The 16,961-nt window shown below is 60.9% G+C and carries 12 protein-coding genes; 9 read left to right on the plus strand and 3 right to left on the minus strand.

Annotated elements, in window-relative coordinates:
* Window positions 1-49: 49 nt before the first annotated feature.
* From F8N49_RS01755 to phhA, 3 genes are all read right to left on the minus strand, one after another.
* Window positions 50-1,243, minus strand: coding sequence for an amino acid aminotransferase (locus F8N49_RS01755; RefSeq protein ID WP_071171409.1), 1,194 nt, complete (start codon window positions 1,241-1,243; stop codon window positions 50-52).
* Window positions 1,243-1,599 carry a 4a-hydroxytetrahydrobiopterin dehydratase gene (locus F8N49_RS01760; RefSeq protein WP_016771115.1) on the minus strand — a complete coding sequence of 119 codons (357 nt, stop codon included), beginning with the start codon at window positions 1,597-1,599 and terminating at the stop codon, window positions 1,243-1,245. Before F8N49_RS01760 ends, F8N49_RS01755 begins: the two co-directional genes overlap by 1 nt.
* A 115-nt stretch (window positions 1,600-1,714) precedes the next feature.
* The gene (phhA, locus tag F8N49_RS01765; protein WP_071171410.1) at window positions 1,715-2,506 is read right to left on the minus strand and encodes a phenylalanine 4-monooxygenase; all 792 of its coding nucleotides are present in this window, start codon (window positions 2,504-2,506) and stop codon (window positions 1,715-1,717) included.
* Window positions 2,507-2,897: 391 nt separating this feature from the next.
* Between phhA and F8N49_RS01770 the strand changes: the two genes are divergently transcribed.
* The 9 genes from F8N49_RS01770 (at window position 2,898) to F8N49_RS01810 (ending at window position 16,932) form a co-directional block, all read left to right on the plus strand.
* Window positions 2,898-4,460, plus strand: coding sequence for a sigma-54-dependent transcriptional regulator (locus tag F8N49_RS01770; protein ID WP_071171411.1), 1,563 nt, complete (start codon window positions 2,898-2,900; stop codon window positions 4,458-4,460).
* A 342-nt stretch (window positions 4,461-4,802) separates the two neighbouring features.
* Complete coding sequence (locus F8N49_RS01775; RefSeq protein ID WP_016771112.1) at window positions 4,803-5,543, plus strand: flagellar basal body rod protein FlgF; 741 nt, start codon at window positions 4,803-4,805, stop codon at window positions 5,541-5,543.
* 45 nt (window positions 5,544-5,588) lie between these two features.
* On the plus strand, window positions 5,589-6,374 hold the full coding sequence (gene flgG, locus F8N49_RS01780) for a flagellar basal-body rod protein FlgG (protein ID WP_016771111.1): 786 nt from the start codon (window positions 5,589-5,591) through the stop codon (window positions 6,372-6,374).
* A gap of 51 nt (window positions 6,375-6,425) precedes the next feature.
* The gene (gene flgH, locus F8N49_RS01785) at window positions 6,426-7,121 is read left to right on the plus strand and encodes a flagellar basal body L-ring protein FlgH (RefSeq protein ID WP_016771110.1); all 696 of its coding nucleotides are present in this window, start codon (window positions 6,426-6,428) and stop codon (window positions 7,119-7,121) included.
* A gap of 27 nt (window positions 7,122-7,148) precedes the next feature.
* Window positions 7,149-8,237, plus strand: a complete 1,089-nt coding sequence (locus tag F8N49_RS01790; protein WP_024012083.1) for a flagellar basal body P-ring protein FlgI — start codon at window positions 7,149-7,151, stop codon at window positions 8,235-8,237.
* An 11-nt stretch (window positions 8,238-8,248) separates the two neighbouring features.
* Window positions 8,249-9,562: a flagellar assembly peptidoglycan hydrolase FlgJ gene (flgJ, locus tag F8N49_RS01795; RefSeq protein ID WP_071171414.1), complete on the plus strand. Its 1,314-nt coding sequence runs from the start codon at window positions 8,249-8,251 to the stop codon at window positions 9,560-9,562.
* 25 nt (window positions 9,563-9,587) lie between these two features.
* Entirely contained in the window at window positions 9,588-11,633 is a 2,046-nt protein-coding gene (gene flgK, locus F8N49_RS01800; protein WP_151550677.1) for a flagellar hook-associated protein FlgK, read from the plus strand.
* 13 nt (window positions 11,634-11,646) lie between these two features.
* The gene (locus F8N49_RS01805) at window positions 11,647-13,215 is read left to right on the plus strand and encodes a flagellar hook-associated protein 3 (RefSeq protein WP_071171416.1); all 1,569 of its coding nucleotides are present in this window, start codon (window positions 11,647-11,649) and stop codon (window positions 13,213-13,215) included.
* A 114-nt stretch (window positions 13,216-13,329) separates the two neighbouring features.
* On the plus strand, window positions 13,330-16,932 hold the full coding sequence (locus F8N49_RS01810; protein WP_071171417.1) for a glycosyltransferase: 3,603 nt from the start codon (window positions 13,330-13,332) through the stop codon (window positions 16,930-16,932).
* Window positions 16,933-16,961 lie beyond the last annotated feature (29 nt).

The raw sequence follows: 16,961 nt of genomic DNA on the forward strand, positions 1-16,961 counted from the left end.
GGGCTGCATTCCCACGCAGAGCGTGGGAGCGCTCAGTCGGGCGGGGGGATTATTTGCAGGCGTCGGCGATGGCGTCCGCGAGCAATGCGAGGCGGGTGGCGTCGATCCCGGCAACGTTGGCCCGGCCCGAGCTGACCATGTACACGCTGTGCCGCTCGCGCAGGGTTTTCACCTGTTCCGGCGACAGGCCGGTGTAGGAGAACATCCCACGTTGCACACCGATGTGTGCGAAACGCTCGCGCAAACCATGCGGTTCCAGCGCTTCGACCAGACCGCTGCGCAACTGCGCGATACGCAAGCGCATCGCTTCCACTTCATCGGCCCAGCGCGCCTTCAGCTCTGGGTCGGCGAGGATGGTCGCGACCACTGCCGCGCCGTGATCCGGCGGCGTCGACCACAGGTTGCGGGCGATATTGGCCAGCTGGCTGCGGATGTCGATGAGCTTGTCGGCGCTGGTCGCGCAGACGATCAGCGCACCGGTACGGTCGCGGTACAGGCCGAAGTTCTTCGAGCAGGAACTGGTGATCAGCAGCTCCGGCACTTGCGCCGCGAACAACCGGGTCGACCACGCGTCCTGCTCCAGACCATCGCCAAAACCCTGATAAGCGAAGTCGATCAGCGGCAGCAGATCGCGGCTGCGCACCACTTCAAGCACGCGCTTCCAGTCGTCATGGCTCAGGTCGAAACCGGTCGGGTTGTGGCAGCACGCATGCAGCAGCACCACGTCGCCCTTCGGCACTTCCCTGAGCACGGCGAGCATCGCTTCGACGTCGAGGCGGTTGTCACTGCCGACGTACGGGTAGTGGCTGACCTTGACCTTGGCAGCGGCGAAAATGGTTTCGTGGATCGGCCAGGTCGGGTTGCTCAACCACACGCCTTTGCCCGGCAGGCATTGCGCGATGAAGTCGGCCGCCAGACGCAGGGCACCGGTGCCTCCCGGGGTCTGGGTGGCGCCGGCGCGTTGTTCGGCGATCAATGCCGAGTCGCTACCGAGCACAAGCTCATTGATGACCTTGCCGAACAGCGGGTTGCCGTGGCCACCGATGTAAGTCTTGGTGTCCTGACTTTCGACCAGTCGCGCTTCGGCGATTTTCACCGCTTCCGGGATCGGCGTCAGGCCCTGGGCATCCTTGTAGACGCCAACGCCGAGGTCGAACTTGCGCGGATTGGCATCCTGCGCATAGGCCTCCATCAAACCGAGAATCGGGTCGCCGGGGACCCGGCCGATGGCGTCGAAGTGCATTACTTGCGTCCTTCTGCGGTCTTGGCCACTTCGTCAGTGCGCGCAGCCATGATGAAGTCGTTGCGGTGCAGGCCTTTGATCGAATGGCTCCACCAGGTCACGGTGACTTTGCCCCACTCGGTCAGCAGGCCCGGGTGGTGACCTTCGGCCTCGGAGATCTCGCCCACGGCGTTGGTGAAGGCCAGCGCATGCTTGAAGTTCTTGAACAGGAAAACTTTCTCCAGCTGCATGATGCCGTCGCGTACTTCGATGTTCCAGTCAGGGATCTGCTTGATCAGGATCGGCAGTTCTTCATCGCTGACTTGTGGCGCATCGGCGCGGCAGGCTTCGCAGTGGGCTTGGTTCAAAGTCGACATGGTGTATTCCTGAAAACGAGTGTGTTTTTTATTAAAGCGCGTGTGCCGCCAATGCCGTCACGCTAAAGCAAAGTGGCGGCGACGGACAGACGCAATTGTCAGCAAAAGTCGCGGTTCAGGCGGCTTTGGGTTTCGGCGGAAATTTCGGCGCGTGCAAGCCCAACTGCATGCCTTGGCGAACCATGGCCATGATGTCTTCATGGGCCACATCGAACAGGCGCTTGAGATTGGGCAGGACGAAGTACAGCGGCTGCAGGATGTCGATGCGATACGGCGTGCGCATGGCTTCCTGCGGATCGAAGAGCTGATGCTCGGGCTCGTCCGACAGGCAATAAACGGTTTCTTTCGGCGAGGACAGAATTCCGCCACCGTAGATGCGCTTGCCCTGCGGGGTGTCGACCAGACCGAATTCGATGGTCATCCAGTACAGCCGCGCCAGGTACACGCGCTCTTCCTTGGTCGCTTGCAGGCCGAGCTTGCCGTAGGTGTGGGTGAATTCAGCGAAATACGGGTTGGTCAGCAGCGGGCAGTGGCCGAAGATCTCGTGAAAGATGTCCGGCTCTTGCAGGTAGTCGAGTTCTTCGCGGGTACGAATGAAGGTGGCGACGGGGAATTGCTTGCTGGCAAGCAACTCGAAAAAGGTCTGGAAAGGAATCAGCGCTGGCACCCGGGCAACTTGCCAGCCGGTGGTCTCGCCGAGGACTTTATTGATCTCGGCCAGTTGCGGGATGCGGTCGTGGGGCAGACCGAGTTTTTCGATACCGTCCAGATATTCCTGGCACGCGCGACCTTCGATCACCTTCAACTGGCGAGTGATCAGCGTGTTCCACACCGCATGTTCTTCGGCGGGGTAGTCGATAAAACCTTGCGCATCGGGCTCGCGAGCCACGTATTGCGTCTGCTTCATGCTGCTCTCCTGCTAGGAAATTCGTTGTTGTTATGTCCAGCGATGGCTAAAGGAATACCCGAGAGTGACAGGGCGTGCAGCATGTTGACCGGTGTGTGCGTAGGAAAATTCTGCGTATTTCGTAAAGTTATCGTTACGCTTTGTCGGGTAATGCGCATTTACGGTGATTGGCGGGTTTGAAAAAGGTCGGGGCTGTCACATAATCTTGACAACTATCTGCGTGCCTCGACAAAAAACAGTTCGGCGCGCAACGCGTTTCCCTGTGGGAGCGAGCCTGCTCGCGAAAGCGGTGGGCCTGACACATCAATGCAGGATGTGCCGCCGCCTTCGCGAGCAAGCTCGCTCCCACACGGGCATTGGTCAATTTCCCAATCTTGTCGGGCCTTTTTCTATGCGCATCAAAGTCCACTGCCAGAACCGCATCGGCATCCTGCGCGACATTCTCAATCTGCTGGTGGCGTACGGGATCAACGTCGCACGCGGCGAGGTGGGTGGTGAGCATGGCAATGCGATCTACCTGCACTGCCCGAACCTGATCAACATCCAGTTCCAGGCGTTGCGGCCGAAGTTCGAGGCGATCGGCGGGGTGTTCGGGGTCAAGCGCGTCGGGCTGATGCCCAGTGAACGCCGGCACATGGAATTGAACGCACTGCTCGGCGCACTGGAGTTTCCGGTGCTGTCGATCGACATGGGCGGCTCGATCGTTGCGGCCAACCGCGCGGCGGCGCAGTTGCTCGGGGTGCGCGTCGATGAAGTGCCGGGGATTCCGCTGTCGCGCTACGCCGAGGATTTCGACCTGCCGGAACTGGTGCGCGCCAACAAGTCGCGGATCAACGGCATGCGGGTCAAGGTCAAGGGCGACATCTTTCTCGCCGACATCGCGCCGCTGCAATCGGAGCACGATGACAGCGAGGCCATGGCCGGCGCCGTACTGACGCTGCACCGCGCCGATCGGGTCGGCGAGCGCATCTACAACGTGCGCAAACAGGAGCTGCGCGGCTTCGACAGTATCTTCCAGAGCTCGAAAGTCATGGCCGCTGTGGTCCGCGAAGCGCGACGCATGGCGCCGCTGGATGCACCGCTATTAATAGAAGGCGAAACCGGCACCGGCAAGGAATTGCTGGCGCGCGCCTGTCACCTCGCCAGCCCGCGTGGACAGTCACCGTTGATGGCGCTCAACTGCGCCGGGTTGCCGGAGTCGATGGCCGAGACCGAACTGTTCGGCTACGGCCCCGGCGCTTTCGAAGGCGCTCGCGCTGAGGGCAAGCTTGGCCTGCTGGAGTTGACCGCTGGCGGCACGCTGTTTCTCGATGGCGTCGGCGAGATGAGCCCGCGCTTGCAGGTCAAATTGCTGCGCTTTCTTCAGGACGGTTGCTTCCGTCGCGTCGGCAGTGATGAAGAGGTGTATCTGGACGTGCGGGTGATCTGCGCGACCCAGGTGGACTTGTCCGAATTGTGCGCGCGCGGCGAGTTTCGCCAGGATCTCTATCACCGCTTGAACGTGCTGTCGCTGCACATCCCGCCACTGCGCGAATGCCTCGACGGTCTGACGCCGCTGGTTGAACACTTTCTCGATCAGGCCAGTCGGCAGATCGGCTGTCCGCTGCCGAAACTGGCCCAGGCGGCGATGGATCGCCTCAGCCATTACCACTGGCCGGGCAACGTGCGGCAGCTGGAGAACGTGCTGTTCCAAGCAGTTTCCCTGTGCGACGGCGGCACGGTCAAGGCCGAACATATTCGCCTGCCGGATTACGGCGTGCGGCAGCCGCTTGGCGATTTCTCCCTCGACGGAAATCTTGACGAGATCGTCGGGCGTTTCGAGAAAGCGGTGCTGGAACGCTTGTATTCCGAGCACCCGAGCAGTCGGCAGTTGGGCAAGCGGCTGGGGGTTTCGCACACGACGATTGCCAACAAGTTGCGTGAGTATGAGGTTGGCAAAACCTCCGAAAGCTAAATAGAGCCTTTGTGGCGAGGGGATTTATCCCCGATGGGCGGCGAAGCCGCCCCGCTTTTCCTTCACAGCGACCTTATTGCAGGCTTGGCGACTGCTGCGCAGCCGAACGGGGATAAATCCCTCGCCACAGGATCTCCATCCCCCGCCGAACTCAGGATTGCCACTAACCGGCATGACACCGCCGGTTTTTCGTCTTCGACCCATTTCAGATTCCCCCTCCGATCCTCTCAAGTCCCCTGTTTACCGGGCCTTCGCCCGCCAATAAAAAGTTGGTCTGCAAATTGCTTATGGCTGAGCAGTACAGCGGTGGGCGGCAAACGTCCGGCATGCAGAGGAAACACAGTGGACAAGTACCTTTATGTGGCAATGACCGGCGCCAGCCAGAACGCACTGGCGCAGCGGGCGCATGCCAACAACCTGGCGAACATCTCCACCAACGGCTTCCAGCGCGACCTCGAGCAGGCGCGTTCGATGCCGGTGTTCGGTGACAGCTTTCCGGCGCGCGCGTTTGCCATGAGCGAACGTCCCGCCACCGACTTCACGCCGGGCTCACTGGTGCAGACCGGGCGTGAACTCGACGTCGCGGTATCCGGCAACGGTTTCATCGCCGTGCAAAACCCCAGCGGTGGCGAAAGCTACGTGCGCACCGGCAGCCTCAACATCGACGCCCTCGGCGTATTGCGCGCCGGCAACGGCATGCCGGTGATCGGTAATGGCGGCCCGATCGCCGTGCCGCCCGAGCAGCAGGTCGAAGTCGGCGAAGACGGCACCATCAGCATTCGCGCAATGGGCGAAGGTCCGCGCGTCATGGCCGAAGTCGACCGGATCAAGCTGGTCAACCCGGACATCAAGAACATGAACAAAGGCCTCGACGGTTCGATTTACACCAAGGACGGCCAGCCGGCGCAAGCCGACGCCAACGTCAAACTGGTCTCGGGTTTCCTCGAGTCGAGCAACGTCAATGCCGTGGAAGAAATGACTTCGGTGCTGGCCCTGGCCAAGCAGTTCGAGTTGCACGTCAAGATGATGAACACCGCCAAAGACGACGACCAGGCCATGGCTCGGGTCTTGCAGATCAGCTAATTATCAGAACGTCGCGCCGTAAAACAGGCGCACGAGGAGAATCGAATGCTTCCGGCTCTATGGGTTGCCAAAACCGGTCTGTCCGCCCAGGACACCAACCTGACCACCATTTCCAACAACCTGGCGAACGTCTCGACCACGGGTTTCAAACGTGACCGTGCCGAGTTCCAGGACTTGCTCTATCAGATCAAGCGTCAGCCAGGTGCCCAGTCGACCCAGGACAGCGAACTGCCGTCGGGTCTGCAAGTGGGTACCGGTGTGCGCATTGTCGGCACCCAGAAAAACTTCACCGCCGGCAGCCTGCAAACCACCGAGCAGCCGCTGGACATGGCCATCGACGGTCGCGGTTTCTTCCAGATCCTGCAGCCGGACGGCACCACGTCCTACACCCGTGACGGTACTTTCCACCTCGACTCCAATGGCCAGATCGTCAACGCCAGCGGTTTCGCGCTGGAGCCGGCGATCATCATTCCGAACGATGCGCAGACCTTCACTGTCGGCCGTGACGGCACCGTGTCGATCACCATCGCCGGCAACCCGGCCTCGCAAGTGATCGGCAACCTGCAGACCGCCGACTTCATCAACCCGGCCGGCCTGCAAGCCGTGGGCAACAACCTGTTCCTGGAAACCGCTGCTTCCGGCGCGCCGCAGATCGGCACCCCGGGCCTCAACGGTTTCGGTACCACGCTGCAGAACACCCTGGAAACCTCGAACGTCAGCACCGTTGAAGAGATGGTCAACATGATCACCACTCAACGCGCCTACGAGATGAACTCCAAGGTGATCTCCACCGCCGACCAGATGCTCTCGTTCGTAACGCAGAATCTGTAATCCAGTCTTTGGGGCGGCCTGAGGTCGCCAGCAACACCGTGAGGTAGGGTCATGAAGCGCTTTGTATCTGTTCTGGCATTGAGTGGGGTCGTCTCGCTCGCGGGCTGCGTCGCCCCGACGCCCAAGCCCAATGACCCTTACTACGCCCCGGTGTTGCCGCGCACACCGTTGCCGGCGGCGGCCAACAACGGCTCGATCTATCAGGCCGGCTTTGAGCAGAACCTGTACAGCGACCGCAAGGCGTTCCGGGTCGGTGACATCATCACCATCACCCTGAACGAGCGCACGCAGGCAAGCAAGAACGCCAACTCGCAGATGGACAAGAACAGCGATAACTCGATTGGTCTGACCTCGTTGTTCGGCTCCAGCCTGACCACCAACAACCCGATTGGTGGTGGCGACTTGAGCCTGAACGCCGGCTACAGCGCCGACCGTTCGACCAAGGGCGACGCCAAGTCCGGGCAGAGCAACAGCCTGACCGGTTCGATCACCGTGACCGTCGCCGACGTGCTGCCCAACGGCATCATCGCCGTGCGTGGCGAGAAGTGGCTGACGCTCAACACCGGTGACGAACTGGTGCGCATCGCCGGTATGGTCCGCGCCGATGACATCGCGACCGACAACACCGTGTCGTCGACCCGTGTCGCCGATGCACGCATCACCTACTCGGGTACCGGCGCGTTTGCCGATACGAGTCAGCCAGGCTGGTTCGACCGTTTCTTCCTCAGCCCGCTGTTCCCTTTCTAGGTGGCTACGTTGAATCTGAAAAGTCTTATGGTGGCCGCGTTGTTGATGTCTGCGGCGTTCACCGCACACGCCGAGCGGCTGAAAGACATCGCCAGCATTTCCGGCGTGCGCTCCAACCAGTTGATCGGTTACGGCCTGGTGGTCGGGCTTAACGGCACCGGTGACCAGACGACGCAGACCCCGTTCACCCTGCAGACCTTCAACAACATGCTCTCGCAGTTCGGCATCAAGGTGCCGCCGGGATCGGGCAACGTGCAGTTGAAGAACGTCGCGGCGGTGTCGGTGAGTGCCGATCTGCCAGCGTTTGCCAAACCGGGTCAGCAGGTCGACATCACCGTGTCTTCGATCGGTAACTCCAAGAGCCTGCGCGGCGGCACCTTGCTGCTGACGCCGCTCAAGGGTATCGACGGCAACGTCTATGCGATCGCTCAGGGCAACCTGGTGGTCGGCGGTTTCGACGCTGAAGGCCGCGATGGTTCGAAGATTACCGTCAACGTTCCGTCGGCCGGTCGCATCCCTGGCGGTGCGTCGGTGGAACGTGCGGTGCCGAGCGGTTTCAACCAGGGCAACAGCCTGACGCTGAACCTCAACCGCTCCGACTTCACCACCGCCAAGCGTATCGTCGACAAGGTCAACGACATGCTCGGCCCTGGCGTCGCCCAAGCCATCGACGGCGGATCGGTGCGGGTCACGGCGCCGCTGGATCCGAGCCAGCGCGTCGACTACCTGTCGATCCTGGAAAACCTCGAAATCGATCCGGGTCAGGCGGTGGCGAAAGTCATCATCAACTCGCGTACCGGCACCATCGTCATCGGCCAGAACGTGAAAGTGTCGCCAGCCGCCGTGACCCACGGCAGCCTGACCGTGACCATCACCGAAGACCCGATCGTCAGCCAGCCGGGCCCGCTGTCCAACGGCCAGACCGCCGTCGTACCGCGCTCGCGAGTGAATGCCGAACAGGAAGCCAAACCGATGTTCAAGTTCGGCCCGGGCACCACCCTCGACGAGATCGTCCGTGCGGTGAACCAGGTCGGCGCAGCACCGGGTGACCTGATGGCAATTCTCGAAGCTCTGAAGCAGGCCGGCGCATTGCAAGCCGACCTGATCGTGATCTGAGGCCGGCCACCATGGATATGCGCAAAAGCGGTCTGGTCAGCAGCAGCGATTCGGGTTCCTACTCCGACCTCAATCGTCTGAACCAGCTGAAGGTCGGCGACAAGAACAGCGACGAGAACATGCGCAAGGTGGCGCAGGAATTCGAGTCGCTGTTCCTCGGCGAAATGCTCAAGTCGATGCGCTCGGCTACCGAAGCGCTTGGTCAGGACAACCCGCTGAACACGCCGGCGGCCAAGCAGTATCAGGAAATGTACGACCAGCAGCTGGCGGTTTCAATGTCCCGCGAGGGCGGTGGTATCGGCCTGGCCGACGTGCTGATCCGGCAGATGTCGAAGAACAAACCGATGGCGCCGGGCGAGGCTGCGGCCGCGTCCGCCGCCAAGCAGCAGGAAGCGCTGGCCAAGGCCGCCGCCGTGCCGACGCCGATTGCCGCTGGCACCGTCGCCACCGGTCCGCTGTCCCGCGTCAACGGCGAGCGTCCGTTGTGGGCATCGCGCTCGGTGCATGCGCCGAACAACACCGATATTGCCCATCGCAACGACATGGCGCTGATCAACCAGCGGCGTCTGGCATTGCCGCCGAAACTGGCCGATCGCTTGCTCGCCGGTCTGGTGCCGTCGGCGCCGAGCGTGGCCACTGCGACCACTGCAGCAGCGACCAACGCCTTGCCGCAACGTGCTGCGACTACCGCCGTCACAGGCTCCGGCGCTTTGTACAACGGCGACTGGCTGGCCCGTGCCGAAGAGCAGAAAGCCGCTGGCGGGCAGATGCAGGTCTACGGCCGCGCCATGGCGCAGATTCCGCTGGCACCGGCGAAAAAGGCCTTCAGTTCCGCCGACGAATTCGTCAACACCATGCTGCCGATGGCCAAGGAAGCTGCCGACCGCATCGGCGTCGATCCGCGTTATCTGGTGGCGCAAGCGGCACTGGAAACCGGTTGGGGCAAATCGGTCATGCGCGCCCAGGATGGCAGCAGCAGCCACAACCTGTTCGGCATCAAGGCGAGCAGCAACTGGAAGGGCGATTCGGCCCGCGCGATCACCAGCGAGTTCCGCAATGGCGCGATGGTCAAGGAGACGGCCGAGTTCCGTTCCTACGCCTCGTACAAGGACAGCTTCCACGATCTGGTGACGTTGCTGCAGAGCAACAATCGCTATCAAGAAGTGCTGAAGTCGGCCGATAACCCAGAACAGTTTGTACGCGAGTTGCAGAAGGCCGGTTACGCCACCGACCCGAACTACGCGACGAAGATTTCGCAAATTGCCAAGCAGATGAACAGTTTTGAAAACTACGCTGCGGCGGGTGTCTCCACCACGCCTTTATAAGGCACCAGGTAATAAGGTCTGAACCATGAGTTTGCTCAATATCGGGATGTCGGGACTGTCGGCCAGCCAGTCCTCTCTGGCTACGACAGGCAACAACATTGCCAACGTCGACACCGCCGGTTATTCACGTCAGCAAACCGTGCAGGGCACTAAGTCCTCGCAGCAGTACGGCAGCGTTTTCATCGGCACGGGCACGACCCTGGCCGACGTGCGCCGGGTGTACAACTCGTATCTGGAATCGCAGCTGCACACCGCGACGTCGCTGGACAGCGAATCGGCCGCGTTTCTCAAGCAGGCGACGCCGCTGGACGCGATGCTGTCGGACACCAACACTGGCCTGACCGGTGTACTGCAGAAATTCTTCACCTCGATGCAGGGCGTATCGACGTCGGCCACCGATGACACTTCGCGTCAGTCGGTGCTGACCGGCGCGCAGGCGCTGACCAGCCGTTTCAATACCCTGGCCAAGCAGCTCAACGATCAGAACACCACGATCAACGGCAGCCTCGGCGACATGACTGCCCAGGTGAACAAACTCGCCACGGCGATCGCCAATCTCAACCAGAAGATCGGCGAAATCTCCACCAGTGGCGGGGCGCCGAACGACCTGCTCGACAGCCGTAACGAAGCCGTGCGTCAGCTCTCCGAACTGACCGGTGCCCAGGTCGTCGAACGCGGCACCAGCTTCGACATTTATGTCGGCAGCGGTCAGCCGCTGGTCATCGGCAACACCACCAACAGCCTGAGCATGGTTGCGAGCAAGACCGACCCGTCGCGCATGTCGATCCAGATGGATCGCGGTTCGAGCACCATCGACATCACTTCGGTGATCAGCGGTGGCGAAATCGGCGGTCTGCTGACCTATCGCAAGGAAGTCCTCGACCCGTCGCTCAACGAGCTCGGTCGCGTCGCTCTGGTGATTGCCGATCAGATCAACAGCCAGCAAGCCCAGGGCATCGACAAGAACGGTGACTTCGGCGCGGCGATTTTCAACAACATCAACAGTGCCGCGCTGATCAGTCAGCGCAGCATTGCGAAGGATGGCAACAGCGCCGGTTCGGGCAACCTCGATGTGACCATCAAGGACACCGGCAAGCTGACCACCAGCGATTATCAGGTGACCTTCACCAGCGCCACCGATTACACCGTCAAGCGTTCCGACGGCACCGATCTGGGCGCGTTCAGCACCACGACCAATCCGCCGCCAGTGATCGACGGTTTCACCCTGGCCTTGAATGGCGGCGCGCTGAGCGCAGGTGACTCGTTCAAGATCACGCCGACCCGCAACGCGGCGGCGAGCATTCAGACCGTGCTCAGCGATCCGAAGAAAATCGCTGCGGCAGGTCCGCTGACCGGCGTCGCCAGCGCCAACGGTCTGGGCACTTACACCCAGCCGACGCTCAGCGACAAGATCGACATCTACAACCCGACCGCCCAGGCTGACATGCAGGCGGCGCTGAAGAATTCAACGCCGGTCAAACTGGTGTTCGGCGCAGCCAGCGGCGGCAGCCAATCGTACAATCTGGTCGATGCCAAGGGCGCGACCATCGGTACCGGCACCATCGTGCCCGGCCAGTCGAACACGCTGAATCTGAAGGTCGGCATCGTCGACGCCAGCGGCAACCCGGTGATGGACACTACGGTCACGCCGAACGTGCAGAAGACCTTCACCGTGCAGACCACCGTGGGCGGCACGCCGAAAACCGGCGAGACCTTCACCATGAACCTGACCGGCGCGGCGTCTTCGGACAACCGCAACGCCCAGGCACTGGTCGCATTGCAAACGAAACAGACGGTGGACACCGGTTCGGCGAGCAAGGGCATCAGCCTGACCGACGCCTACAACACCCTGGTGACCAACGTCGGTACCAAGACCGCCCAAGGCAAGTCCGACAGCGCCGCGACCACGGCGATTCTGGAGAACGCCAAGGGTGCCCGCGATTCGCTTTCCGGGGTCAACCTGGACGAAGAAACCGGCAACCTGGTCAAGTACCAGCAGTACTACACAGCGTCTTCGCAGATCATCAAAGCTGCGCAGGAAACTTTCGCCACGCTGATCAACAGCCTTTAAGGAGTCGTAATTCATGCGCATTTCCACCGCCCAGTATTACGGAACGCAAGCTTCGGATTATCAGCGTAACTTCAACAAGGCTGTCGCCACCGCGAGCGAGGCGAGCAGCCTGCAACGCATCAACACTGCCGCCGATGATCCGATCGGTGCCGGGCGTCTGCTGCAATTGGGCCAGCAGGCAGCGATGCTCGATCAGTACAAGACCAACGTCGATACCACCAAAAGCGCACTGACCGTGCAGGAGTCCACGCTGGACGCCATAACCACGGCGTTGTCACGTGCCAAGGAGCTCGCGCTGGCCGCGAACAACGGCACGATCACCGACAAAGACCGCCAGGCGTACGCTGCGGAACTGGGCCAGATCCAGCAACAAGTGCTGGGGCTGATGAACGCCAAGGACGCCAACGGTAACTATCTGTTCTCGGGTTCGAAAACCGATACCGCGCCGTATTCGCAAAACACCGACGGCACCTACACGTACAACGGCGACCAGACCACCATCAATCTGGGCATTGGCGATGGCCTGACAGTCGGCACCAACACCACCGGTTGGGATGCCTTCCAGCAGACCATCAATGCCGCCCGCACCAGCGTCAAGATGACCGCCCCGGCGGTGGACGATGGTCGCGTGGTGCTGTCCAACGGCACGGTCGGTACTGAAGCTACTTACAACGCCAAATTCACCAGTGGTCAGCCTTACACCGTCAGCTTCATCAGCAGCACGCAGATGCAAATCACCGACGCCCTGGGCAACGACGTGACTGCGGAAGCGAGCAAGAACGGCGTGATCAGCAATACCAGCGGCTCAAACCAGAGCTTCAGCTTCCGTGGCATCGACATGAAGCTGAATATCAATCTGAAAGAAGGCGACACCAACCCGGACGCAGTCATTGCCGGGCACAGCTTTCAGCTGGCGGTAAGCCCTGATACGTTCACCACCACACGCAGCCCGGGCAATACCTCTACAGCGGTGATTACTGGATCGACGATCACCGATCAGGCAGCCTACACTGCGGCATTCCCGCAGGGCGGCGCGGTTCTCAAGTTCACCAGTGCCACCGATTTCGATCTGTACGCAGCACCGGTCTCCGCCGACAGCAAACCGGTGTCTTCGGGCACCGTGGTCGGTGGCAACGCAACGGCCGCCGGTGTGACGTTTGCATTGGGCAACACCCCGGCAACCGGTGATCAGTTCTCGATCCAGCCGAACAATCACCAGACGCAGAATATTCTCGACACGCTGGGTCAGATGATTGGCGCATTGAACACGCCAATCGATGGCGATCCTGTAGCCAAGCAAAAACTGCAAGGTGCGATGGAGGCAGGTCTCGGCAATATCGACGCCGCTACCAACCAGATCGGCACGGCGGTCACTTCGATCGGTGCGCGCGGACAGGCGCTGGATATGCAGAGCGTCACCAATGACAGCCTGAGCACGGCCAACACCACGACGCAGGGCTCAATCCGTGATTCGGATCCGGCTGAAGTCATGACCCGCCTGACCCTGCAGCAGACCATGTTGCAGGCTGCCCAACTGGCGTTCAGCAAAATCAGCCAGCTGGGTCTGTTCAACAAGATCTGATAGTGACCGGGTGTGCAAGCACCCGGTACGTTGGCTCTTGAGTTTTTATAGTCTTTTTTTCGCGGTTTGAGGGCTCGCTGTTCCGGTCGGGTTCGCGCCGCCTGCGAGTCCACCGTGAATTCTCTCCCCCTTGTCAGCCTTGTGATTCCTGCCTTCAATCCGCGCTTCTTCGAGCGGGCGCTGCGCAGCGCTATCAGTCAGGGCTACGGCAATCTTGAAATCATCGTGTGCGATGACAGTCGTGGCGCTGAAATAGAGACGATTGTTGTAGCGCTGAGTGAGCAGAGCGGCGTTGCCGTGCGCTATGTGCGTAATCCGCGCACTTTGGGCATGGTTGGCAACCTGCAGGCCTGCCTGGTTCAGGCCCAGGGCGAGTTCATCAAGTTTTTGTGTGATGACGATCAGTTGTTCACCAGTTGCATCGAGCGCCAGGCCGACGTGCTGGCTCATCGCGACGAAGTCAATCTGGTGCTGGCTCAGCGTCTGTTCTGGGACGCCGATGACATGGTCCTGCCATCCCGGCTGGAGAACACGCCGCTGTCGCCGATCAGCGGGTTGTTCAAGGGTGATGACCTGCTGGCGCTCTTCGAATCGTTTCCAGCGAACATTCTCGGTGGGTTCAGTAATGCACTGTTCCGCCGTGCTGACGTGGCCGAACTACTGCCAGCGTTGACACAGCCGGGCCATTGTTTTGTCGCAAGCCTCGATTTTGCCCTGTTCGTTTGTCTGCTGCGGCGCGGCAATGCAATGGTCTCCAATCATGTCTTGAGCGTCGAACGCCTCTATCCCGATCGTCTCAGCTCTCAGCAAGCGATGAAGGACGCGCTTGAGGTCGAACGGCAATGGCTGTTGCAAATGCTCAAGGCTCGCAGCGGTGAGTCGGCGCCTGCGCCGGGATGGGTGCGTTATGTCCCCATGCCCAAGGCCGATGACTCACCGAGAGTCTGGGAGGAGTTGCCGCTGAGCCGAACGCTCGGCACCAAGCAGAGTGCCCAGAAATGGCAAGTGGGCGGCGAAAGCCAAAGTTTTTCCGAGCTTTATGCGCAGTGGCTGGAGTGTCGCACGCTCAGTGACGTGCAGCGTCGGTTGCTGCCCGACACTTTGGCCGAGTGGCCTTCCACACCGCGTTTTGTGCCCATTGTGATTGATGAGCAAGGCAGCCCTGCGGCGCTGGAGCGAACCCTGGAAAGTCTCGCCGCACAGATCTATGCGCCGGAACTGACACTGGTGCTGTCGAGCGATTGCGCTGAGCCGGTTCTGCATGAACGGGTGTTCCATCTGCCGTTGCAGGAAGACTATCTGCAACAGATCAATCAGTTGCTGCCGCAGCTCGAAGGCGCCGACTGGTTCTACTTGCTGCGCGCCGGTGATCGTCTGGTGGCCCCGGCCTTGTTGATGATGGCGGAACGCATTGCCTTCAATAGTGATTTGGATTGTGTCTACAGCGATGAAGGCAGCTTGCGTGCGGGTGAGTCGATGGAGCCGGCCTTCAAGCCCGACTTCAACCTGGACCTGATGCGCACCTTCCCTTACGTCGGTCGTGCACTGGCGTTTCGGCGTGCGGCTTTTCTCGCGATGGGCGGTTTCGATTCGACGTTCACAGAGCTGGCGCCTCACGACATGCTCTGGCGCATGGTTGAAGATCAGGGCACTCAGGTGGTGGGCCATCTGGCCGAAATTGCCATCGAGTCGTCATTCGACCTGAGCCAATGGTTGTCTTTGCCAGCCGTGAAGCAAACCAATCCGCGATTGTTGTCGGCACATCTCGATCGCCTGGGAATTGCCCATGATCTGCGCCGCGGCAGCGTCGAGCTGCTCAATCGGGTCGATTACCGCCATGCGCGTCGCCCGTTGGTGTCGATCATCATTTCCACCCGCGACCAGGTCGCTGCCTTGCAACGCTGCGTCGAAAGCCTGTTGGAAAAAACCGTCTACAGCGAGTACGAACTGTTGCTGGTCGACAACGCCAGCGAGACAGCCGAGGCGCGCGCCTGGCTGGACGGTATGGCGCAACTGGGCAGCGAGCGCGTGCGGGTGCTGAGTTACCCGCGCCTGGGTAACCTCGCCGCATTGCGCAATTTTGCCGTTGGCCAGGCGAAGGGCGAATACGTGCTGTTACTCAACCCCTATACCGTGATCACACAGAGTGACTGGCTGGATGAGTTGCTTAACCACGCCCAGCGTCCGGAAGTCGGTATCGTCGGGGCGAAACTCTTCAACCCCGACGGCCATGTGCTGCATGCGGGACTGGTGCTCGGTTTGCAGGGCGCTGCCGGTCTGCCGTTCTACGGACAGGCGATGCAATCGTCCGGGTACATGTTCCGCTTGCAGGCGGTGCAGAACCTGAGCGCCGTCGGCGCCGATTGCCTGATGGTGCGCAAGTCCGTATACGAAGCGGCTGACGGCCTGGACGAGCAGGAGCTGCCGCGCACGCTGCATGAGGTCGACCTGGCCATGCGCGTGGCCCGTCAGGGGTATCTCGTGGTGTGGACACCCTACGCGACCCTGGCGCTTGGTGCGCAGCCGATCGAGACGGTCAACAATGAAGAAACCACCTCGCACAGCCAGCAGGAAGAAACATTCTACAAACGGTGGCTGCCGTTCATTGCGCGGGATCCGGCCTACAATCCCAATCTGGCGTTGTACAAGCATACCGGTTCCAGTTTCACCCTCGAGCCAGGGCTGCGCGCGGGCTGGACGCCCTTCAGCCACAGCACCTTGCCGAAGATCCTGGGTCTGCCGATCAATGCATCGGCTATCGGTCATTATCGTGTCACGCAACCGCTGATCGAGCTTGAGGCGGCGGGCAGGGTGCAAGGGCAGATCCGCTACAGCGTAAACCTGCCGCCGATCGTCGAAATCGAGCGGTTGGCACCGGATGTGATCATTCTGCAAGGGCGTTACACCGAAGCACCGGTCAATGAAATTCCGCTGCTGCGCAACTACTTCCAGGCCCGACGCATCTATGAACTCGACGACTACGTCATCGATGTGCCTCATCGCAATGCCCATATTCGCAACATGCCGGACAAGCATGAGATGGAGCGGATCGTGCGCCGGGGGATCGGCTTGTGTGATCGCGTCGTGGTCTCGACCGAGCCGTTGGCCAATGCCTTGTCAGACATGCATCACGATATCCGTGTGGTGCCTAACATGTTGGCAAAAGAGTTCTGGAGCAACCTGCGCAGCCAGCGCCGTACTTCAAAAAAACCGCGTGTGGGCTGGGGTGGCGGCACCAGTCACCATGGTGACCTGGCGGTGATTGCTGATGTCGTGCGCGAACTGGCTGACGAGGTTGACTGGGTGTTTTTTGGCATGTGCCCGGATGACTTGCGCCCGTATATGCACGAATTCCATGGCGTCATCGCCCTTGACGCATACCCGGCGAAACTGGCCAGCCTTAATCTCGACTTGGCTCTGGCGCCGCTGGAGTTTCATATCTTCAACGACTGCAAGAGCAATTTGCGTCTGCTGGAATACGGCGCTTGCGGCTACCCGGTCATTTGTACGGACACCGAGGCGTACCGAGGTTACCTGCCGTGCACGCGGATCAAGACCAATACGACCGATGAGTGGCTGCAGGCTATCCGCATGCATCTGGCTGATCCGGATGCGAGCTATCGCATGGGCGACGAATTGCGTGAGGTGGTACTGCGTGACTATGTCCTGCGTGGTGATAATTTGCGGCATTGGGAATATGGCTGGTTGGCGGATTGATCTTTCAGATCGGCGACCCTTTTGGGTCG

This window comes from Pseudomonas sp. GXM4 (assembly GCF_008923895.1).
In the GTDB taxonomy this organism is placed as follows: domain Bacteria; phylum Pseudomonadota; class Gammaproteobacteria; order Pseudomonadales; family Pseudomonadaceae; genus Aquipseudomonas; species Aquipseudomonas atacamensis.

Bases quoted from the DNA above. Each gene is read 5' to 3' on its own strand.
- F8N49_RS01755 (WP_071171409.1), bottom strand. From the start codon at position 1,243: ATGCACTTCGACGCCATCGGCCGGGTCCCCGGCGACCCGATTCTCGGT.
- F8N49_RS01760 (WP_016771115.1), bottom strand. From the start codon at position 1,599: ATGTCGACTTTGAACCAAGCCCACTGCGAAGCCTGCCGCGCCGATGCG.
- phhA (WP_071171410.1), bottom strand. From the start codon at position 2,506: ATGAAGCAGACGCAATACGTGGCTCGCGAGCCCGATGCGCAAGGTTTT.
- F8N49_RS01770 (WP_071171411.1), top strand. From the start codon at position 2,898: ATGCGCATCAAAGTCCACTGCCAGAACCGCATCGGCATCCTGCGCGAC.
- flgG (WP_016771111.1), top strand. From the start codon at position 5,589: ATGCTTCCGGCTCTATGGGTTGCCAAAACCGGTCTGTCCGCCCAGGAC.
- flgH (WP_016771110.1), top strand. From the start codon at position 6,426: ATGAAGCGCTTTGTATCTGTTCTGGCATTGAGTGGGGTCGTCTCGCTC.
- F8N49_RS01790 (WP_024012083.1), top strand. From the start codon at position 7,149: ATGGTGGCCGCGTTGTTGATGTCTGCGGCGTTCACCGCACACGCCGAG.
- flgJ (WP_071171414.1), top strand. From the start codon at position 8,249: ATGGATATGCGCAAAAGCGGTCTGGTCAGCAGCAGCGATTCGGGTTCC.
- flgK (WP_151550677.1), top strand. From the start codon at position 9,588: ATGAGTTTGCTCAATATCGGGATGTCGGGACTGTCGGCCAGCCAGTCC.
- F8N49_RS01805 (WP_071171416.1), top strand. From the start codon at position 11,647: ATGCGCATTTCCACCGCCCAGTATTACGGAACGCAAGCTTCGGATTAT.